The following is a 21,090-nucleotide window of genomic DNA, read 5'->3' on the forward strand; positions in this document are numbered from 1 at the left end:
CGCGTGCATGGGCAGCGCCGGCTCGCCGGGCTACAGGAAGCTGACCAGAACACTGGCGATCACGACTGAGCCTGCACTGACAGAGGTGAATCCACCCACCAGCATCGCCGGAAGCATCGCATCTTTGAGCTGATCCCGCTCCATCTCGTCACGCCCCACGGACCGGGCGACTTCGTTCGTCAGCAGATAGTCGGCGGGGAAACCGTACATCGCCGTAAGAGCCACCGACATGCCCAGCTGTGGCTTCCAGCGCAGCAACTTCGTGGCGATGAAGCCGCCGGCCGTGATGCCGAATCCCCCGACGACGAGAATGATCACCATCGGGAGGAGCGCTGCGATCACGTCCGACATCGAGGCGGTCACCAGTGGGGCCATCACGATCGCTACTACCCCGGCCATCGCGATACCGAAGGAATTGGAGCGTTCCATCGCACGTTCCGGCGTCAACCCTATGGCCGTCGATGCGATGCCGAGAACAAGCCCGAGTATCGACGCCGGTACACGAGTGGGAACTGCCAGCAGGGTCGCAATGGAGCCTCCGACCAAGACGCAGAACAGCATGAACAAATTATTCTCCGCGAGCGACGCCGGGAATGTGATGAGCTTCTTCCTGCTGGACTGCTCTTCGTTCTCGGCGCGAGCAGCCAGGTTCGCGAGCTCGCCGCTGTCGCGAAGATTCATCGCATAGCGGCGCAGCAAGAAATTGGTCAGCGGCATTGCGGGGAGAGATTGCATCATGAGTACGAGTGCAGGCAGGACCACGATCGCGGACGCCACTCCAGCAGCCGTGAGGCCATCCGTGGTGAGACCGGTGGCGACGATACCGCCCGAAAGCGGACCCGCGCCGGCAACGAAGTGCTGGAAGCTGAAGAGAGGGATGACGATCGCCGCGAGCGCGAGTACGGCCGTCAGCATTCCCGAAAGGGCGATGAGCACCGAGCGCCACTGCTTGAGCATCGTTCGCAACGGGATCAGGGATCCCATGTGGAAGAGCAATGGAATGACCAGAACGGCATAGATCTGTGGAAGCAGCGAATCCTCGATCACCGTCTCGGGCACGAGGCCCAGTTGGGCGAACAGGAATATGCTCAGCATCGCTACGAGCAGGCTCGGCACGCGGGCCCTGGACCAGATCGAGACCAGCTCACCAAGAGCGATGAACGCGAGGACGATGGCCGCGCTGTAAATTGCCTGCATGATTCCGTCACTTCCCCATACGGAGTTGGGCTGACGAGGTCGAGTTCTCACCCAAGGCGTCGTTGTAGTTGAATGCGAGTGCGGCCAGTGATGCTGCCTGGTCCCCGAGCACGCTGTCGTCGAACTGCACCAGCGGGGAGTGATTGTTGGCCGCAGACTCGGGGTCGATACCCTGGGGAGTGGCTTGAAGCATGTAGAACGCCCCCGGGATCTCCTCGAGGATGTAGGAGAAGTCCTCCGATCCCATCAGGGGATCGTCTACCTCGATCACACGATCTGCGCCGAATACCTCTGTCAGGGTTCGCAGCAGATATGCCGACTGGTCGGCGTGATTGATCGTGGGCGGATATTGATTCAGCCACTCGATCTCCACCGTGCAGCCGTGCGCAGCCGCTATGGATTCAGCGAGTTGAGATGCATATACAGGGAAGTCCCGGGTGGTTTCCGGGGAGAGGGTGCGGACCGTAGCACCCATCGACGCAGCCGGTGGAATGACATTGATCGCGTCACCGGCTGCAAGATTGGTCACCGAGACGACCACCGGGTCGAAGACACTGAACCGTCGAGTGACCATGACCTGCAGTGCCTGACAGAATTCGACCAACGGTGGGACAGGGTCGAGTGCCTCCTGCGGCATGGAGCCATGACCTCCCGCGCCGTGAAAGACCACGCGCAGGACGTTCGCTCCGGCCATCATCGTTCCCGATCTGGAGGTGAATGTTCCGGGAGTTCCAGGCATGACATGGACGGCGAACGCGGCATCGACGCGAGCACCGGCAATATCGAGGACGCCCTCGTCGATCATCGGCTGCGCGCCTCCCGGGCCCTCTTCTCCGGGCTGGAACATGAAGACGACGTTTCCGCTCAGCTCTTCGCGGTGTGGTGAGAGCAACTTGGCCGCACCCACCAAACCTGCAGTATGCAGATCGTGTCCGCAGGCGTGCATTCGGCTGTTGGTGGAGGCGTACTCGAGGCCGGTGTCCTCCTCGACCGGCAAACCGTCCATGTCTCCGCGCAGGAGGACAGTGGGGCCCGGATGCGCTCCCCGCAGTACAGCGACGACTGAGGTCAGAGCCCTACCGGTCGTCAGCTCGAGTGGCAGTCCCTCGAGTGCAGTGAGGACATGCCCCTGGGTCTCCGGCAGATCATTGCCCAGCTCCGGATTACGGTGGAGGGCGCGTCGGAGCTCGACGAGCTCGTCAACGATACGCTGTGCCTCGGCGGGAAAATCGATCTGCATGGAATTCCTTCCGTTGTCCTCGAAAGCGGATGCTTCTCTGATGCACATCTGGTGCAGCCATCGTCAACAGGCCAGCACCACTACCGGTTGGCCAAACCTATGATCGTGTCCAGCAGAATCTGCGCTCCGTTTCCGACGTCGTCCCATCGCGTCTCCTCCTCCGGGCAGTGACTGCGGCCACCGATGCTGGGCACGAAGATCATGCCGGTAGGTGCAACGGTCGAGATGTTCTGCGAGTCGTGGCCGGCGCCGGAAGGGATGGACATCTGTGTGAGCCCCCGCGCCTCGACGGCCGCGCAAATGATGTCTCGTACCTCCTCGTCCATGGGAACCGGCGGCACCGTAGGCTCGAATTCCATCTCCAGATCGAGCCCGTGCTCGGCGGCGATACTTTCGACCTCCGCGATGATTGCAGATTCGAGGACACCTACCAGCTCTGCGGTCGGCTCACGAAAATCGACACTGATGTGCGCCGTCTCCGGAACGACGTTGCTGCCACCCGGTAGAAGCCGAACGATGCCGCAAGTCACGACCGCGCGATCGCTGACCATGGGCGCGATGCCAGGTAGCGCAAGAAGAACTGCGCCCGCTCCCACGCCCGCATCCTTGCGTGTGCTCATCGGCGTGGTCCCTGCGTGATCGGCCTGCCCACGCAGGGTAATGGTGCCTCCGCCGAGACCGACAATGCCGGTGACGAGCCCGATGTCGATTCCCTGTGCTTCCAGCACGGGCCCCTGCTCGATGTGAAGCTCGACGGACGAGTCGATAGCACCCTCGGGCAGCACCGAATCAGCGGCCCGCTCCACATCTCCTCCGGCGGCCGTGAAGGTGTCCACGAAACGATCGCCGTCGCGGCCTGTCAGCGATTCGAGCTCGCTTCGCGTCACTCCGCCGGTGATAGCGCGGGAGCCGAGCAGATGAGCGTAATTGCCCTCCTCGTCCGCGTAGACGACACACCTGACCGGGCGATCGAGAACGAGCTTCTCCTCGTGTATACGTCTGAGACATTCCAGGGCGGCGAGCGTTCCCAGAGCGCCGTCGAACGCTCCGCCGTTGGGGACCGTGTCGATGTGCGACCCCGACCAGACTGGTGGTCGGTCAGTGTCGGTAAGTGCATCTGCGATCGGCGAGCCCACGATGATATTGCCGATTCCGTCGACCTGGACGTCCAGGCCCGACCGGGTACACCGATCGATGTACCACTGACGTGCGGCGGTGTCGGCGGGAGAGAACGAGCTGCGGTCCAGCCCTCCGGCGACCCGACGTCCGATTTCGCCGAGGCGAACCAAATCCTCTGTCAACCGCCGTGAATCGATCAAAGTCATGAGCAGACCCCTCGTCGACGTCAATAGAATATTTCTGCACCACCACGAGCGTCGTTGTGGAATTGGGTCTCTGTCGTCGAGGGCAGAGAAGTCATTGATTCTTTGACATCTCCACATGAATCTGTGGCGAGTACTTTCCATGAATTCGAGAATTCAGTTCCATGCAATGTACACCACCAGGGGCAGATCACGAGGACTCGGCGCGCCGATCACGCAGACAACGACGGAGCTGCGGTCTTGCCCGTGGAAACGGTGTGGGAGAGGGTTGGCTGCATGAGAGAAACAGTGCTGATCACAGGAGCGACCTCCGGCATCGGCGCGGAGTTCGCCCGCCAGTTCGCCGCCCGAGGCTGCGATCTGGTGCTGGTGGCCCGCGCGCCGGGCCCGCTCGAGGAGACGGCGGAGACGCTGCGGACGCAGTGGGGTGTGGCGGTGCAGACCATCGCTGCGGACCTGCTCGACGACGACGGCCTGGCCCGCGTGCTCGCCCGGCTCTCAGGCGCCGGGCGGCCGGCTGCGGAAGGGGCGGCGGAACCGGCGGCGGGGCACGAGGGGGCCCGGCACATCGACACCGGCCGTCCGCCCGTCACCGTGCTGGTCAACAACGCCGGGTACGGCCTGGTGAAGCCGTTCGCGGACAACACGCTCGACGACGAGGTGCGCCACCTGCGCATCCACGTCGAGGTTCCCCTGGCGCTGACCCATGCGGCGCTGCAGTCCATGCGCATACGCGGGCACGGAACCATCATCACCATCGCGAGTGTGGCCGGATTCACCCCGAGGGGCACCTACGGAGCTGCGAAGGCGGCGATGATCAGCTTCAGCAGGTGGGCCAATCTCACCTACGGCCCCGGGGGAATCCGGATCACTGCCGTGTGCCCGGGTTTCGTGCACACGGAGTTCCACCAGCGGATGGGCGCGGACAAGGCGAGTGTGCCCGGCATCCTCTGGCTCGACGCCGGCCTCGTGGTCCGTGAGGCGTTGCGTGACACAGCCGCCGGGAAAGCCGTCTCGGTGCCCAGCCTCCGCTACAAGGTGCTCGTCGCGCTTGCCCGGGTGGCGCCGTCGTCCGTGGTGGCGAAACTCGCCCGGCGGGGCCGCTGACGGGGCGTTCCGAGTCATCGGTCGCCGTCGATTCTCCAGGTCCGGAAGCGCTCAGTGTGCTTATCATGAGTCATCGCCGATGGTGACGATGCCCCTTACAAGGAGGTAGGACGATGGCAGGTTACTTCAAGCTGGTCGACGCGCACGACGGCGGATTCCGCGTGAAACTCACCGCCCCCGATGGAACCCTGGTTGCGGTGTCGACCTTCTACGCTTCGAAGGAGGAGGCGATCGCCGGGATCGAGCTCATCCGGGAGATCGCGGGAACCGGCCCCGTGGTGGACCACAGCCGGGACGACGTGCCGGGGACGAGCGCCATCTTCGGTGGGATACAGCTCCTCGAGGAGAGCGGAGACGCTCTTCGGCGGAAGGCCTGATGCGGCTGGAGGATCATGGTGTACGACTGTATACAGTGACGCCGGGCGTGGAATAGGATAGGTGTATTCCACAATCTCATCGAAGGGAGCCGACGTCATGACGACTGCGGACTCGTTCGGCGCGAAGGGCGTACTCGATGTCGCCGGCGCAGAATACGAAATTTTCAGGCTGAACGCTGTCGAGGGTTCGGAGACCCTGCCGTACAGCCTCAAGATACTGCTGGAGAATCTGCTCCGCACCGAGGACGGTGCGAACATCACCGCGGACCATGTCCGTGCCCTGACGCGATGGGACGCCTCGGCGGAACCGGACACCGAGATCCAGTTCACCCCGGCCCGGGTGATCATGCAGGACTTCACGGGCGTTCCCTGCGTGGTGGACCTCGCCACGATGCGCGAGGCCGTGGTGGATCTCGGCGGTGATCCCACGCGCGTGAATCCGCTCGCGCCTGCGGAGCTCGTGATCGACCACTCCGTGCAGATCGATGCCTTCGGCAACGCCGGGGCGATCGAGCGCAACATGGAGATCGAGTACCAGCGCAACGGCGAGCGCTACCAGTTCCTTCGCTGGGGCCAGAGCGCGTTCGACGACTTCAAGGTGGTCCCGCCGGGCATGGGGATCGTGCACCAGGTCAACCTCGAGTACCTGGCGCGGACGGTCATGACCCGCGAGGTGGAGGGGGTGCTCCGGGCCTACCCCGATACCTGCGTGGGCACCGACTCGCACACCACGATGGTCAACGGACTCGGTGTGCTCGGCTGGGGTGTGGGCGGCATCGAGGCAGAGGCCGCGATGCTCGGCCAGCCCGTGTCCATGCTCATCCCGCGCGTGGTCGGCTTCAAACTGACCGGTGAGATCCCGGCCGGGGCCACGGCGACCGACGTCGTCCTGACCATCACGCAGATGCTCCGCCAGCACGGCGTGGTCGGCAAGTTCGTGGAGTTCTACGGTGAGGGTGTCGCCTCCGTGCCGCTGGCCAACCGTGCGACCATCGGCAACATGAGCCCCGAGTTCGGCTCCACCGCCGCCATGTTCCCCATCGACGACGTCACGATCGACTACCTGCGCTTCACCGGTCGCCCGGCCGAGAACGTGGATCTCGTGGAGGCCTACGCGAAGGAGCAGGGACTCTGGCACGATCCCTCCCGGGACATCACTTTCTCGGAGTACCTCGAGCTGGATCTGTCCACCGTTGTCTCCTCGATCGCCGGTCCCAAGCGGCCACAGGACCGCGTGGAGCTGACGAAGGCGAAGAGCCAGTTCCGCGAGGATCTGCGCAGCTACTCCAGGGACCCCGAGACGCGCTTCGCGCCGGACGGCACCGTGGACGCCGCCTCGCAGGAGAGCTTCCCGGCATCGGATGCGCCGAGCTTCACGCCGGGCACGACGGCGACCGTCACCGAGGAGAACGCCGAGCCGCGCGAGACCGTCTCCTCCGATGATCCGGCCTCGACGCGACCGTCCAAGAAGGTGGGCGTGTCCATGGAGGACGGCCGCGAGTTCGACCTCGATCACGGCATCGTCAGCATCGCCTCGATCACCTCCTGCACCAACACCTCCAACCCGTCGGTGATGCTCGCCGCGGCCGTCCTGGCGCGCAACGCCGTGGAGAAGGGCCTGGTCTCCAAGCCGTGGGTCAAGACCTCCGTGGCACCGGGCTCCAAGGTGGTCACCGACTACTACGAGAAGTCGGGGCTGAGCCCGTACCTGGAGAAGCTCGGCTTCTACACGGTCGGGTACGGCTGCACCACGTGCATCGGCAACTCGGGCCCGCTGGAGGACGAGATCTCCCAGGCCATCCAGGACAACGACCTCGCCGTCACGGCCGTCCTCTCGGGCAACCGCAACTTCGAGGGCCGGATCAACCCGGACGTCAAGATGAACTACCTGGCCTCGCCGCCCCTGGTCATCGCCTACGCGCTCGCCGGCACCATGGACTTCGACTTCGACACCGAGCCCCTGGGCCAGGACGAGGCGGGTACTGATGTGTTCCTGAAGGACATCTGGCCCAATCCGGTCGAGGTGCAGAAGGTCATGGACGACTCGATCGACGAGGACATGTTCACCTCGAGCTACGGGACCATCTTCGACGGTGACGAGCGCTGGCAGTCCCTCCCCACGCCCGACGGCGACACCTTCGCCTGGGATCCGGAGTCGACCTACGTGCGCAAGCCCCCGTACTTCGAGGGCATGCAGCGTGAGACGAGCCCGGTGGAGGACATCGAGGGCGCGCGCGTGCTGCTCAAGCTCGGCGACTCGGTGACCACCGACCACATCTCCCCCGCAGGATCCTTCAAGTCGGACACCCCGGCCGGGCGCTACCTGCTCGAGAAGGGTGTGCAGCGCAAGGACTTCAACTCCTACGGCTCGCGCCGCGGGAACCACGAGGTCATGATCCGCGGCACCTTCGCGAACATCCGGATCAAGAACGAGCTCCTGGACGGCGTCGAGGGCGGGTTCACGCGGGACTTCTCCCAGCCGGACGCGCCGCAGGCTGCCGTGTACGACGCGGCCGAGAACTACCGCGAGGCCGGAACGCCCCTGGTGGTCCTCGCGGGCAAGGAGTACGGCTCCGGGTCCTCGCGCGACTGGGCGGCCAAGGGCACGGCTCTCCTCGGGGTCAAGGCGGTCATCGCCGAGAGCTTCGAGCGAATCCACCGCTCGAACCTGATCGGTATGGGCGTACTGCCGCTGCAGTACCCGTCCGGGCAGACCGCGCAGTCGCTGGGCCTGACCGGCACGGAGACCTTCGCGGTCAGCGGTGTCACCGAACTCAACGAGGGACGCACACCGCGCACCGTGAAGGTCACCGCGACGCCGGAGGACGGCGGCACGCCCATCGAGTTCGATGCGGTGCTGCGCATCGACACCCCGGGCGAGGCGGACTACTACCGCAACGGCGGCATCCTGCAGTACGTGCTGCGCCACCTCGCCGCCTAGCGCCGACGGTCCGGGGCGGGAGCATGCGCTCCCGCCCCGGACCCCAGGCAGCATGATCGCGCTGCCCACTTGTCCCGCCGAGACCAGCCGAAGGGGTGTCATGGCCGAACGCACAGAGGTAGCGACGCGCGTCGATGGTGACACCATCTTCCGGGCGCTGCGCGACGAGATCCTCGCCGGAGTCCACCCGCCGGGCACTGCGCTGCGTGAAGTGGTCATCTCCGAGCGGTTCGGGGTCTCCCGCACGCCGGTGCGGGAGGCACTCAGCAGACTCCAGCACGAGCGACTGCTCGAGCGGGCCGCCCGCGGACTCCAGGTCCCGCAGATAGACCCGCAGGAGGTCATCCAGATCTACGACCTGCGCGTGATGCTGGAGGAGGAGGCAGCCGGGCAGGCCGCGCTGAACCGGGGGGCGGCGGATCTGCTGCGGCTCGAGGCGCTCGCGGAGCGCGACCGTGCCCTGCGCGATCCGGACGACACCACCAGGGTGACCAACAATCTCGAGTTCCACACCACGCTGTGGGCCGCCGCGCGCAACCCCGTCCTCAGGGATCTGCTCCAGCGCCTGTCCACGCACCTCGTCCACACTCCGCGCTCCACCCTGTCCGTGGGGAACCGGTGGCAGGAAGCGCTGACCGAGCACGAGGCGCTCATCCGTGCCGTGGCGGACCAGCGCAGCCAGGACGCGCGGGCGATCGCCCGTGCGCACATGGAGACGGCGCGCACCCTGCGATTGCAATTGCTGCGCACCTCGGTGGTGGACTGATCGTGCCGCAGTCCCGCCAGCGCATCCTGGTCGACACCGACACGGGGATCGACGACGCCGTGGCCCTCCTGTACCTGCTGGCGACGCCGGGGGTCAGCCTCGAAGCCATCACCTGCACCGCGGGCAATGTCGGTGCCCGCCAGGTTGCCGCCAACAATCTCGCGCTGCTCGAGCTGTGCGCCCATGCCGGCCTGGAGGTCGCCATCGGCAGCGAGGTCCCGCTCGAGGTCCCCCTCGTGACCACGGAGGAGACCCACGGCGACCAGGGTCTGGGTTACGCCGTCCTGCCGCCGCCGCGCTGCAGTGTCTCGACCCGCCACGTTGTGGATGTCTGGCTCGAAGCCGCGCGCTGTCACCCGGGTCAGGTCACCGGGCTCATCACGGGTCCCCTCACCAACTTCGCCCTTGCGCTGCGCGCCGAACCCGAGCTGCCCATGCTGCTGAAGGGGCTCGTGATCATGGGCGGAGCCTTCAACTACCCGGGCAACACGACGCCGGTGGCGGAGTGGAACACGCACGTCGATCCGCATGCGGCCAAGGAGGTCTTCGCGGCCTACGAGGGACTGCCGCAGGAGAAGCTGCCGGTCGTCTGCGCCCTCGAGACGACCGAGCGTATCGAGTGCACCCCGGAGCACATCGACGCCATCGCCGCTGGCGCTGGCGCTGGACCGGAACGCCTGTCCCCGGACGAGGCCGAGGGCACGCGCAGCACGAACCGCAACGCCGTCGTCGCCTGCCTCTCCGACGCCCTGCGTTTCTACATGGAGTTCCACCGTCAGCACGGCCAGGGGTACATCGCGCACCTGCACGATCTGTTCGCTGCGATGGTCGCCACGGGGGAGTGCGGTGTCGCCGAGCGGCTCGCGACGGTCGACGTCGAGACGCAGTCGCCGCTGACCATCGGACAGACCGTGGCCGATGTCGCGGGGATGTGGAAGCGCGAGCCCAACGCGCGGATCGTCACGGGCACCGATCCGGAGGCGGTGTTCGAGCTCATGGTGCGACGGCTCTCGCAGCTGGCCCGGATGCACGGATGAGCTGACTCGGACCGGTCGCAGCCTGCAGCCGTCCCGCTACACTGGGAGCTGCCCACACCACCGTGTGGCCGGCGCCGAGGTGACATGAGGTGCGTGTCCCTCTCGAGCGTGCCCAAGGAAAGACCGTGAGTTCATTCTCCATGCCGGCAGCGGAGTCCTCCGCGCGGCGCCCCCGACGCCTGCTCCTCGTCCTCGGAGTCACGCTGATCGTCGCAACCTACGTGTTCCTGGTGATCCTCCAGCCGACAGAACTCACCGGCGGTACCGGCAGCGCCGCAGCACTCGTCTCCCTCGGCGGGTTCCTCGGCGGCGGCGCACTCCTGGTCGCCGGTGTGCTGCCCATGCTCACGACCAGTTCGCTGGTGGTCATGCCGCTGGGTATCGCCCTGAACATCGCCATCGGCCAGCTCGCGGGCTCACTGGGCCTGCAGATCTACCTCGACGCCATCGGGACCGTCCTCGTCGCCGTCCTCGCCGGACCGGCCGCAGGGGCCGCGACGGGAGCGATCAGCAATGCGATCTGGGGTCTGTTCAATCCCTTCGCGCTGCCGTTCGCGGCCGGCGCCGCCCTGATCGGTCTGCTCGCGGGCCTCGCTGCGAAGTACGGGCTCTTCCGCCGGCTCTACCTCGCGGCCGCAGCCGGGCTGGTGACCGGCGCGGTGGGCGGGCTCGTCGCGGCCCCGGTCGCCGTGTTCATGTTCGGCGCAGCGGGCAGCCCCGGCACCAACGCGATCATCGCCGTGTTCCGCTCGCTGGGGGACAAGCTACTGGTCGCCGCGACCAAACAGGGACTGCTCTCCGACTCCCTGGACAAGATCGTGGTGTTCGTCCTGGTGGCACTGATCCTTCATGCGCTGCCGCGGCGCGCGATCCGGCAGTTCCCCTTCGCCCGCACGCGCTGAGCCATGCCCCGCCGCAGGATCTACAACCCGCTGACCGAACTACTCACAGCCGCTCTGCTGGTGGTTCTCGTCCTCGTGGTGAACAGGTGGGAGGTCTCCCTCGCCGTCCTGCTCCTGGTGGTCCTCCCCGCGATCCTGCTCTCGGGCAGGGCGCGCCGGATCGGACTCGCGATCGCCATCGTGGTGGGTCCGCTGCTCATCTCCTCGCTGCTGCTCCACGGCCTGTTCTTCCCGGAGGGTGAGCGGATCCTGCTCGATCTCGGCTTCGCCCGGGTCACCGTGGAGGGGCTCGCCTTCGCCGCCGTGATGGGCCTGCGGACCAGCGTCTTCGCCGGCGTCCTGCTGACCGCGGCCATGACCCTGGACATTGCCGACCTCGTGGCCACCATGACGCACTGCGGCTGGAACCGGAAGCTCGTCTTCATCGTGGGGTCCGCCGTCGGGCTCATCCCGCAGGTCGCGCTCCGCGGTGAGCAGATCACCCGAGCACAGCAGGCCCGCGGCCTCGTCGTCGGTGCCGGCCTACCCTCCCGCCTACGGGCCCTGCTGGCAGTGACCACTCCGCTGGTCATCGGCCTGCTCGTGGACGCCTCGGAGCGGAACCACATGCTCGAGGCGCGCGGCTTCTCCGCCCGCGTGCCACGCACCAGCTACCGGCCGGACTCGGACACCCCCGGGCAACGGCTCTTCCGGATCCTGTTGACTCTCGGTGTCGGCGCCTTCTGCCTGACGTGGATCGTCCTGGTGGTGCTCACGTGATCCGGCTCGAGGTCGACGCGTTCTCCTACGACGGCACGGAGCAGGTCCTGGTCGGCCCGGTGCTCCAGGTGCACCCCGGGGACCACGTGGTCGTCACAGGTGCCTCCGGGTCCGGGAAGACGACACTGCTGCGCCTGCTGGCGGGCCTCACCGGCAGCGACGCCGGAGCCGCCTTCACCGGATCCATCACCCTGGACGACGAGCGGCTCGACTTCGCCGGCTCGGAGCAGGATCCGCGCATCGACGCCGCCCGCTGGAGTGAGCAGGTGGCCTACGTGGCGCAGGGGGCGTGGGGACAACTGTCCATGATGTCCGCCACCGTCGGCGAGGAGATAGCCTTCGGCCCGGCGAACCGCGGCGTGCCGGCCGGGCAGCTGCGGGCGCGCGTGGACGCAGTGGCCGAGTCTCTCGGACTCACCCCGCTCCTGGAGCGTGATCCGCGCAGGCTCTCGGGCGGTCAGCTGCAGCGCACCCTCATCGCCGCGGCCATGGTGCAGCGATCCCGCGTCCTCGTCCTCGACGAGCCGTTCCAGGGCCTCGACGACGACGCGGCTGCGGAGGTCGCGGCGGCACTGGAGGTCCTCCGCAGGGAGGGCACCGGCATCGTGGTGTCCGCTCCGATACTGCCTGCCCCGATACTGCCTGCCCCGATACTGCCTGCCCCGATGCTGCCTGCTCCGATACCGGCTGAAGCCGCACCCCGGTCGGCGCGCGTGCTGGCCCTCGCGGGCGGACGCCCGGTCTTCGACGGGTCGCTCGCCGACGCCCGCACGGCCGGGCTGGACCGTTTCGGGATCGGGACCATGGGGGATCCCCCTGCGATCGGGGAGGCACCGGAGCGGCCGGAGCCTGCTGCTGCCGGTGCGGCCCTGCTGGAGCTGCGGAACGTGTCCTTCCGATATCCGCAGCAGCACGGAGCACCGCACGGCACCGGGCTGCGCGGTGTCGGCTTCTCCGTCTCCAGCGGTGAGATCATCGCCCTGCGTGGCCCCAATGGCTCGGGGAAGTCCACCCTGCTGCAGCATCTCAACGGTCTGCTCAGGGCCGACAGCGGTTCCATCGCCGTGGACGGCACGCCCATTCGCAGCCAGCCGACGGGCTCGTTCGCCGCCGTCGTGGGCTATCTGTTCCAGGACACCGACCAGCAGTTGTTCGAGCGGACGGTGCTGCGGGAGGTGGCCTACGGGCCGCGCTCGATCGGCCGGCGCAGACCGGACGCGGAGCGCCGAGCGGCGGCTGCCCTCGACGAGGTGGGCCTGCAGGCGGTGTCGCAGGCCCACCCGTACGAGCTCGGCTTCGTGCAGCGGAGGCTCGTGGCGCTCGCCTCGCTGCTCGCGACCGGCCCACGCCTGTGGGCACTCGACGAACCCACGGCCGGGCTCGACGCGCCCGCCCGCGAGGTGATGGCCGCCCTGCTGAGGGCGCATGCACGCGGCGGGGGTGCCGTCGTCCTGGCGACCCACGACGCCGCGTTCGCGGAGACGGTCGCGCACCGCAGCCTGTGGCTCGACGACGGCCGGATCGTCACGCAGGGAGGCACGGAGCACGGCTGATCCGACTCCCGCCGATCCGCCCCGGGCCCTAGGGTGGAGTCATGGATGAGCTACGCGAACGTACCCGGACCGTGCCCACGAAGGGCGCCGACATCGCCGTCTTCGAATACGGCCTGGACCCGCGTCCCGGCGACCCGACGCTGGTGTTCGTCCACGGGTATCCCGATGACCATCGCGTCTTCCACCAGGTGCTGCGCGAGCTCGCGCCGACGCATCACCTCGTCGCCCTCGACACGCGCAACGCCGGGCGGTCCCGGACGCTCGGTGGTGCGGGCTACACCCTGGCGGAACTGGTCGATGACATCGTAGAGGTCCTGAACGCCATCGACGCGCCCGGAGGGGTGCGCCTGATCGGCCACGACTGGGGGTCGATCCAATGCTGGGCGGCCATCCAGGACGAGCGCACCGACGGTATCGTCATCGACTACACGAGTATCTCCGGACCGGATCTGCGCCACTTCTCGGCCTGGCTGCGACGCCGTTTCCAGGACCCGCGGCTGGTGCCGCAGGGCATCGGGCAGCTCCTGCGCAGCTGGTACGTGGCGGCATTCCAGCTGCCCGTACTGCCCGAACTGCTCTGGCGATACGGGCTGAGCCGTCAGTACGAGCTCACCGCCCGGCGGAACGTGGGCCGGGATCCCATCCGCGGCCTGGCACTCTACCGGGCGAACATGCTCCCGGGCGTGTCACCGCCGAAGCGCCGTCAGGTGAGGATCCCGGTCCGTATGGTTGTCCCGCTGAAGGATCCCTTCATCTCGCCGAAGCTCGTCGACGGGGTGGAGGACTTCGTGGACGATCTCACCGTCACGACCGTCCCCGGCGGTCACTGGTGGATCGCGAGGCAGCCCAGGGCGTTCGCCGAGCTGCTCGATCCCGCCCTGCGCGAGGCACCCGGGCAGGAGGACGGCTGAGGCTCAGGCGTCGAGCAGGCCCCGGATGTCCTCGGCCGTGATCGCTGCGCTGAAGACGGCGTCGTCGTCCATCACGGAGGCGAACAGTTCGGCCTTCTTCTCCTTGAGCTTCATGACCTTCTCCTCGATGGTGCCCCGGGAGACCATGCGGTAGACCATGACGTTCTTGGTCTGGCCGATGCGGTGGGTGCGGTCCACGGCCTGGTTCTCGGCCGCCGGGTTCCACCACGGGTCGAGGATGAAGCAGTAGTCGGCCTCCGTCAGATTCAGGCCGAACCCACCGGCCTTCAGGCTGATCAGGAACACCGGTGCCTGACCGTCCTTGAAGGAGTCGATCACCTCACCGCGGCTGCGGGTGGAACCGTCGAGGTAGGCGTACGGGATGCCCCGGGCGTCGAGCTGCTCCGCGGCCTTCCTCAGATAGGACGTGAACTGGCTGAAGACGAGCGCCCGGTGCCCCTCGGCCATGAGGTCCTCGAGATTCTCGAACAGGACCTCGAGCTTGGCCGAGGGAACGTCCTCGTGGGCGGGATCCACGAGCGAGGCATCGAGGGCGAGCATGCGCAGCAGCGTCAGTGACCGGAAGACGATCATCCGGTTGCGGTTCATGTCCTCGATCAGGCCGAGGAGCTTCTGCCGCTCGCGCTGCAGGTACGTCTCGTAGAGGTGCTGGTGGTCGGGATGCAGTTCCACCTCGAGGACCTGCTCCTGCTTCGGCGGCAGATCCGCGGCCACCGCCTCCTTGGTGCGCCGCATCATCAGCGGGCGGATACGGTTACGCAGCCGCTTCAGCGCGCGGGCGTCGCCGATCTTCTCGATCGGGGTCCGGTAGTCCTCGGTGAATCTGCGTGCGGACGGGAACAGCCCGGGCGCGACGATGCTGAAGAGCGACCACAGCTCCATGAGGTTGTTCTCCATGGGCGTTCCGGTGATGGCGACCTTGAACGGTGCGTCGAAGTCCTTGGCAGCCTGGTGCACCTTGGAGGCGCTGTTCTTCACGAACTGCGCCTCGTCGAGCACGAGTCCGGACCAGGAGAGCTCCTGGTAGGAGGGGAGATCGAGCCGGAAGAGGGTGTAGGAGGTGATGACCACGTCCGCTTCGCCGATCTGCTCCCGCAGGGCTCGTCCCGAGGCGCCCTGCGTATCGGTGATGGCGACCACCTTCAGCCCCGGCGCGAACCGGCCGGCCTCCCTCGCCCAGTTCGGCACCACGGACGTGGGCGCGACGACGAGGAACGGGGCGTTCAGGGAGGAGGTCTCCCTGGCATGGATCATCAGGGCCAGCGCCTGCAGGGTCTTGCCCAGGCCCATGTCGTCGGCGAGCACCCCGCCGAGCTGGTGCCGCCACAGGAAGGCGAGCCAGCTGAAGCCCTCGAGCTGGTAGGGGCGCATCCGGGCCACGAGACCGGCCGGTGCGGGCGTCGCGGCGACATCCTCGAGCTCGAGCAGGCCGCTGACGGCTTCCCGCCAGGCCTGCGCCTGCTCGGTCTCCTCCGCGAGGTCCTCGAAGTCCGCCCACAGCCCCGCCTGGTAGCGGCTGATCTGCAGGGTGCTCTCCGGGTCCCATTCGCTCAGTGACCGGGCTTCCTCGATGAGCTCGCGCAGCTGGTCGAAGACGGGTTGCTCGAGGGAGAGGAACGTGTTGTCGATGAGCTTGAGCTTCGTCCTGCCCTCGGAGAGCGCTCGGAACAGCGAGTCGAAGGGGATGGTGCGCCCGCTGACGGTGACCATGACGCCGAGATCGAACCAGTCCCGGTCGTCGGTCTCCACGGTGCTGATGCGCAGTGTCGGGGTCTCGGTGAGCTCCCGGTAGTCGGGCTTGTCGCCGACGACCTCCACGCGGACTCCGGCCAGCTCACCGAGCTTCGGCAGGACGTCCTCGCTGAACTCCACGGCCTGCATGTCCGTCAGCGTGAGCTGTCTCAGCGGGAGGGCACCCATGACGTCGCGGGCACGGGCGGCCAGGGCGTCCTCGGCTGCGGCATCCCGTAGTCCGTCGTCGCTGCCGGGGCCGCCCCTGCGGAGGGGGCGGCGCTGCACCGCGTCGCCCACGGGATAGTCGACGTGCCAGTCGAGTACGAGGGCGTCGTCGGCATACGTGGTGGTCAGGACGAGGCACGGTGGCTCGATCCTGGGGAGCTCCAGGGTGCCGTCGCTGCTGGTCACCTCGATCCTGCGGCGCAGCCGGGGGTAGTACTCCTGCAGGAAGAGGGATTTCTCCTCATCGGGAACGACGACGGCGCGCCCGCGCTGCAGGAGCTCGATGTCCTTCGGCGTGAGCGTCCGGGAGGTCGGGGCGAGGGTGATCGTCTCGGAAGCCGCCGTGTAGATGCCGTGGGTGCTGATCACGTGGGCTGTGTCGACGGCGTGGGCCCGTCCGTCGATGTCGAGCGTCGGAACCAGGCGGAGGGAGCCGTCGTCGGCCACTCCGGCGTCCAGCGTCAGGTCGGCTCGCTCGGCGAGTTCGATACGTATCGCCTTCCGGGACCCCACGAAGGCGATACCCAGGCGCTGCGCCTCGTCCAGGAGCTGCCACAGGAGCGGATTGCTGAACTCGTCGAGGTAGAGCCAGGAATCGTTGTTGCCGAAGTAGTTCACGCCCGTACCCCGGTGCAGGGCGGGGAACTGGGAGAACCAGCGATGCTGCTCAGGATCCAGGCTCAGCCCGTAGGTCTGGTAGCTGATGCTTCCCCAGGACAGGTTGTTCTTGACCCATTTACCCTTGCCGTTCTGGCTGACGGGTCTCACCCCGAGTCGGGTATTGAGCGTGCGCTGCCCCTGGCGTTCCGAGGCCGAGCCCCATCGCTGCACCGCGACCTCCGGCGTCCGCAGTTCGAACTGCATGCCCAGCGGCGTTCGGGAAGCCGACTGCTGCGGCGCATCGGTCGCGAGGAGATCGGACAGGGCGGCTTGCCAACCGTCCGGTACAGCCGGCGGCGTGGCCGCACGCGCGCCGCGCTCGTCGTCGTGCTGGGTCAGCAGATGCTCCGTGTTGGACTGCAGTGCCGTCGCCGCGACGTGCTTGCAGTCCGCGCCGACGGGGCAGCTGCAGAAGTTCTCGAGAGGACGGAACCGACCGTCGCCCTTGAGTCCGAGTCGCAGTTTGGTCCGGTAGTCGCTCGGTGCGCTGCCGCGGACCCTGCCGGTCAGGAGCTTGGAGCCGGCGTCCCAGGAGACGGAGCTCACGGCGCCGTCCTTGGCGTAGGTCTGCCCGCGCTGGAATGCGGCTCCACCCACGATCCGGATGATGTCCGTGACATCGACCATGGGGTGAGGCGAAGTGGGCATAATTCCATGCTCTCACGCGACAGCGACGCCGGATCCCGGACCTGGTCCGGGTTCGCTGCGGGCTGTCGGGACCGGTCGGTGCAGGCCGGTCGCTGACCTATCGTTGGCCGGGGGGACAGCGCTGATCGAACAGGCGCCGACAGAGAAGTACCAGCAGAACAACGGAAGAGGTCATGCGTGTTCGATCCACCGAGCGTCGTCTTCACGGCGGCGGGACTCGCGGTGTTCGCCGCAGCACTCCTGCCCCGTCTCCTGATGCGGGCGCCGATCTCGATGCCGATGGTGTTCCTCGGCGCGGGCATTCTCATCTTCACGTTCGCCGAGGATCTTCCGGACCCTGACCCGGTGGAGTACGGGCTCGTCACCACCCACCTCACCGAGGTATGCGTGATCGTCTCCCTCATGGGAGCGGGCCTTGCCCTCGACCGTCGCGTGGGCCGGCGCCGGTGGGCCACCACGTGGCGGCTCCTCGGGATCGCCATGCCCCTGTGCATCCTGGTCCTGACGCTCCTGGGGATGTGGTTGCTCGGTCTCGGGGTCGCCTCGGCACTGCTGATCGCTGCCGCCCTGGCGCCGACGGATCCCGTCCTGGCCTCCGAGGTCCAGGTGGGCGAGCCCTCGGACATGGAGGAGGACCTCGAGCTGGAGGACGAGGTCCGCTTCGGGCTCACCTCGGAAGCAGGGCTCAACGACGGCCTCGCCTTCCCCTTCGTGTATCTGGCGATCCTGCTCAGCACGGTGGGCACGGCACCATCCGCCTGGTTCGCCCAATGGATCCTCCTCGACGTGCTGTGGCGCATGATCATCGGCTGCGGGGTGGGGTTCCTCATCGGCAAGCTGCTCGGGCGGATCTTCTTCCGCACACCCTTCGAGAGCATCCGGCTGGCGAACTACTCGCAGGGTTTCGTGGCCCTGGCCGCGACATTCCTGACCTACGGGCTGACGGAGGCCGTGGAGGGGTACGGCTTCATCGCGGTGTTCGTCTGCGCCCTGACCATCCGCGCGGGTGAGCAGACGAACGGCTATCACGGGGTGCTGCACAGCTACATCGAGCAGTTGGAGCGGCTCCTGACGATAGTGATCCTGGTGCTGCTCGGCGGAGCCGTGGCACGCGGACTCTTCGAGGGGCTGCGCCCGCTCGAGGTGGTGATCGCGGTGGTGTTCATCCTGCTGGTGCGGCCCATCACGGCGTGGCTCAGCCTCGCCCGGACCCGCAGCGGGCCGAGGGAACGCGGAGTTCTGGCGTTCTTCGGGGTGCGCGGTATCGGATCCATCTACTACCTGAGCTACGCGCTGTCCCAGGGGGAGTTCCTGGCCGACGCAGCGACGCTCTGGCGCATCGGCGCGCTGGTCATCGTCATGTCGATCGTGGTCCACGGCATCAGCGCGGGGCCGATCATGAACGCGCTCGACCGCGCCCGGCAGCGCAAGGCGCGGGACGAGGGGGACGGGACGCATCCCGCCAACGTGCCGGTCTAGCCGACGCTGCCGCCGTCAGGCAGCGTACCGACGGCATCGGGAATCGAAGTACCCGAGCAACCGTTCTTCCTAGTAGGAGAGCTGCGGCACCACGTCGGGGGCGCAGCACACATCGTCGGAAGGCACACCATGACAGTTCCCCTGTCCATCCTCGATCTGGCGCAGGTCGCCGAGGGCTCGACACCTGCTGAGACCTTCGCGTCCAGCGTGACACTGGCGCAGCATGCCGAACGGTGGGGGTACAGGCGCATCTGGTACGCCGAACACCACAACATGGGGAGCATCGCCTCCTCCGCCACGAGCGTGCTGATCGCACACGTGGCCGCGCACACCTCGAGCATCCGCCTCGGCTCGGGAGGTGTGATGCTGCCGAACCACTCACCCCTGACCATCGCCGAGCAGTTCGGCACACTGGAGAGTCTGCACCCCGGCCGGATCGATCTCGGGCTCGGCCGCGCACCCGGCAGCGACCAGAACACGGCCAGGGCGCTGCGCCGCGACCCGACGTCCGCCGACAGCTTCCCGCAGGATGTCCTGGAACTGCAGGGCTACCTCACGGGGGACAGCCGTGTCCCGGGTGTGCAGGCGACACCGGGCAAGGGCACCGACGTGCCGCTGTACATCCTGGGCTCCTCGCTCTTCGGCGCCCGGCTCGCCGCCGCTCTGGGGTTGCCCTTCGCCTTCGCCTCGCACTTCGCGCCGCAGGCACTGCAGGACGCTGCGGCGCTCTACCGCCGGGAGTTCAAACCCTCGGCCCAGGCGCAGGAGCCCCACTTCATCGCGGGCGTGAACGTGATCGTCGCCGATGACGCCGAGCAGGCGCAGCACGAGTTCCACGAGGCCATGCTGCGCCGCGTGACACTGCTCCTCGGACGCGGACAGTCCTTCACGCGGGAGGAGTCCGAGGCCGTCCTCGCCTCACCCGGCGGCCAGCAGATGGCGGGCCTGGCGAGGTACAGCGCGGTCGGGACGCCCGAGGTGGTGCGGGACTACCTGGAGCGTTTCGCGGACCAGCACGGAGCCGATGAGCTGATCGTCTCCACCCAGGCGGACAGCACGAAGGCTTGGTTGCGCTCCTTCGAACTGCTCGCCGGAGCCATGCTGCCCATGGCCGTCTGAGGTCCTCGAGCGAAGGAACTTCCACGCCCTGCTTGCCTTTACCCCGCAAGGTTTGGTTAAGTGGGACACGGTTGTAGTGTTGCGCATTTGTATTTCGTGCGGGTCAGTCCTCACGGGGTGGACCGCGTCTCTGAAAAAGCGGAAAAGCACGCCGCGACTGGGGCTCTCCGAAAGTCGGAGCGCGTCTGAGTTTCAGAAGGATAAAACAAAAATGGCAACAGGTACCGTGAAGTGGTTCAACGCTGAGAAGGGCTTTGGATTCATTGCTCCCGACGACGGAAGCGCAGATGTGTTCGCACACTTCTCCGCCATCAATGCGAGCGGCTACCGCTCGCTCGATGAGAACCAGAAGGTCAGCTTCGACACCGAGCAGGGCCCCAAGGGTCCTCAGGCGTCGAACATCCAGCCCCTCTAGGGTTCGGATCTTCCACTAGATCTTTTCGCGAAGCAGCAGGTCGGACCCCGGTCCGGCCTGCTGCTTCGTTAAGCTCCCGGTCCGGGATCCGTGCCGGCCTCGCAGATGCCGATGAACGCACCGAGCTCCTCGAGGGCCGCCGGGGAGGTGGGTAGATGATGCGTGAGCCCGCACCCCTTCCGGCATCGATGGACGTCGACGCCGCCATGGTGCGCAGGACGACGGCGGCCTGCTGGCCCTGGAACCTGTCCACGGTACCCACCCGCACCAGCGCATGGCCTGCCCGGTCGAGCACCTGCCGGACCGCCTGGTCGAGCACCTGCCGGACCATCCGCACCTGGGCGTTGTAGGGCGCGCCCGGGGTCCGGCTGGTCACGGTGGGCGTCGACGAGGTCCAGGAACCGGGTGCGGCGCTCGCGGTGGACCCCTGTGCGTCAGGGTGGCACGATCCATCGATGCGACCGGCCAGACCTCGGTCGCGGAGAACACCAGATCCGGGCGGGCGGATCCCGCGGCGTCGAGCAGGAACATCGACCGGCACGTTTCGCTCAGCAGCGTCGGGCACCCGGTCACGGTCGGGCGCACAGGTCCGTGCCATCAACGGTGTCATTGGCGGTGCAGGCACGATAGATTCTATCCATCGGCCGGAGCAGTGGACCTGGCGTGATCCCTCGTGG

At 67.2% G+C, this 21,090-nt stretch carries 17 protein-coding genes; 13 read left to right on the top strand and 4 right to left on the bottom strand.

The window, feature by feature from the left end:
- Positions 1 to 30: 30 nt before the first annotated feature.
- The 3 genes from E8P82_RS07210 to E8P82_RS07220 form a co-directional block, all read right to left on the bottom strand.
- Positions 31 to 1,116: a hypothetical protein gene (locus E8P82_RS07210; protein ID WP_246021060.1), complete on the bottom strand. Its 1,086-nt coding sequence runs from the start codon at positions 1,114 to 1,116 to the stop codon at positions 31 to 33.
- Positions 1,117 to 1,204: 88 nt separating this feature from the next.
- A complete protein-coding gene (locus E8P82_RS07215) occupies positions 1,205 to 2,437 on the bottom strand; it encodes a M20 metallopeptidase family protein (protein ID WP_211096819.1) in 1,233 nt (410 codons plus the stop codon).
- A gap of 80 nt (positions 2,438 to 2,517) precedes the next feature.
- On the bottom strand, positions 2,518 to 3,903 hold the full coding sequence (locus E8P82_RS07220) for a Zn-dependent hydrolase (protein ID WP_136453826.1): 1,386 nt from the start codon (positions 3,901 to 3,903) through the stop codon (positions 2,518 to 2,520).
- A 132-nt stretch (positions 3,904 to 4,035) separates the two neighbouring features.
- Here E8P82_RS07220 and E8P82_RS07225 point away from each other — a divergent pair, with 132 nt between their 5' ends.
- From E8P82_RS07225 to E8P82_RS07265, 9 genes are all read left to right on the top strand, one after another.
- The gene (locus E8P82_RS07225) at positions 4,036 to 4,866 is read left to right on the top strand and encodes an SDR family NAD(P)-dependent oxidoreductase (RefSeq protein ID WP_136453827.1); all 831 of its coding nucleotides are present in this window, start codon (positions 4,036 to 4,038) and stop codon (positions 4,864 to 4,866) included.
- A 113-nt stretch (positions 4,867 to 4,979) separates the two neighbouring features.
- Entirely contained in the window at positions 4,980 to 5,243 is a 264-nt protein-coding gene (locus tag E8P82_RS07230) for a YegP family protein (protein ID WP_136453828.1), read from the top strand.
- 97 nt (positions 5,244 to 5,340) lie between these two features.
- Entirely contained in the window at positions 5,341 to 8,184 is a 2,844-nt protein-coding gene (acnA, locus tag E8P82_RS07235) for an aconitate hydratase (RefSeq protein WP_136453829.1), read from the top strand.
- 100 nt (positions 8,185 to 8,284) lie between these two features.
- A complete protein-coding gene (locus E8P82_RS07240) occupies positions 8,285 to 8,950 on the top strand; it encodes a GntR family transcriptional regulator (protein ID WP_136453830.1) in 666 nt (221 codons plus the stop codon).
- Positions 8,951 to 8,952: 2 nt separating this feature from the next.
- Positions 8,953 to 9,987, top strand: a complete 1,035-nt coding sequence (locus E8P82_RS07245) for a nucleoside hydrolase (RefSeq protein ID WP_211096820.1) — start codon at positions 8,953 to 8,955, stop codon at positions 9,985 to 9,987.
- 125 nt (positions 9,988 to 10,112) lie between these two features.
- On the top strand, positions 10,113 to 10,889 hold the full coding sequence (locus E8P82_RS07250; protein WP_246021062.1) for an ECF transporter S component: 777 nt from the start codon (positions 10,113 to 10,115) through the stop codon (positions 10,887 to 10,889).
- 3 nt (positions 10,890 to 10,892) lie between these two features.
- Positions 10,893 to 11,648, top strand: a complete 756-nt coding sequence (locus E8P82_RS07255; protein WP_136453831.1) for an energy-coupling factor transporter transmembrane component T — start codon at positions 10,893 to 10,895, stop codon at positions 11,646 to 11,648.
- Positions 11,645 to 13,201 carry an ABC transporter ATP-binding protein gene (locus E8P82_RS07260; protein WP_136453832.1) on the top strand — a complete coding sequence of 519 codons (1,557 nt, stop codon included), beginning with the start codon at positions 11,645 to 11,647 and terminating at the stop codon, positions 13,199 to 13,201. The genes E8P82_RS07255 and E8P82_RS07260 overlap by 4 nt, the downstream gene beginning before the upstream one ends.
- A 41-nt stretch (positions 13,202 to 13,242) precedes the next feature.
- A complete protein-coding gene (locus tag E8P82_RS07265) occupies positions 13,243 to 14,112 on the top strand; it encodes an alpha/beta fold hydrolase (RefSeq protein WP_136453833.1) in 870 nt (289 codons plus the stop codon).
- Positions 14,113 to 14,115: 3 nt separating this feature from the next.
- Here the strand turns inward: E8P82_RS07265 and E8P82_RS07270 are convergent, their stop codons facing one another.
- Complete coding sequence (locus E8P82_RS07270) at positions 14,116 to 17,400, bottom strand: DEAD/DEAH box helicase (RefSeq protein ID WP_136453834.1); 3,285 nt, start codon at positions 17,398 to 17,400, stop codon at positions 14,116 to 14,118.
- Positions 17,401 to 17,577: 177 nt separating this feature from the next.
- Between E8P82_RS07270 and E8P82_RS07275 the strand changes: the two genes are divergently transcribed.
- The 4 genes from E8P82_RS07275 to E8P82_RS07290 all read left to right on the top strand — a co-directional run bounded on the left by E8P82_RS07275 (position 17,578) and on the right by E8P82_RS07290 (position 20,763).
- The gene (locus E8P82_RS07275) at positions 17,578 to 18,879 is read left to right on the top strand and encodes a cation:proton antiporter (protein WP_136453835.1); all 1,302 of its coding nucleotides are present in this window, start codon (positions 17,578 to 17,580) and stop codon (positions 18,877 to 18,879) included.
- A gap of 129 nt (positions 18,880 to 19,008) precedes the next feature.
- The gene (locus tag E8P82_RS07280) at positions 19,009 to 19,998 is read left to right on the top strand and encodes an LLM class flavin-dependent oxidoreductase (protein WP_136453836.1); all 990 of its coding nucleotides are present in this window, start codon (positions 19,009 to 19,011) and stop codon (positions 19,996 to 19,998) included.
- 211 nt (positions 19,999 to 20,209) lie between these two features.
- Complete coding sequence (locus E8P82_RS07285) at positions 20,210 to 20,413, top strand: cold-shock protein (RefSeq protein ID WP_026533290.1); 204 nt, start codon at positions 20,210 to 20,212, stop codon at positions 20,411 to 20,413.
- A 155-nt stretch (positions 20,414 to 20,568) separates the two neighbouring features.
- Positions 20,569 to 20,763, top strand: a complete 195-nt coding sequence (locus E8P82_RS07290; protein ID WP_136453837.1) for a hypothetical protein — start codon at positions 20,569 to 20,571, stop codon at positions 20,761 to 20,763.
- The last annotated feature ends 327 nt before the right edge of the window (positions 20,764 to 21,090 follow it).

The organism is Arthrobacter echini (genome assembly GCF_004803505.1).
GTDB classification, from domain to species: Bacteria; Actinomycetota; Actinomycetes; order Actinomycetales; family Micrococcaceae; genus Arthrobacter_D; species Arthrobacter_D echini.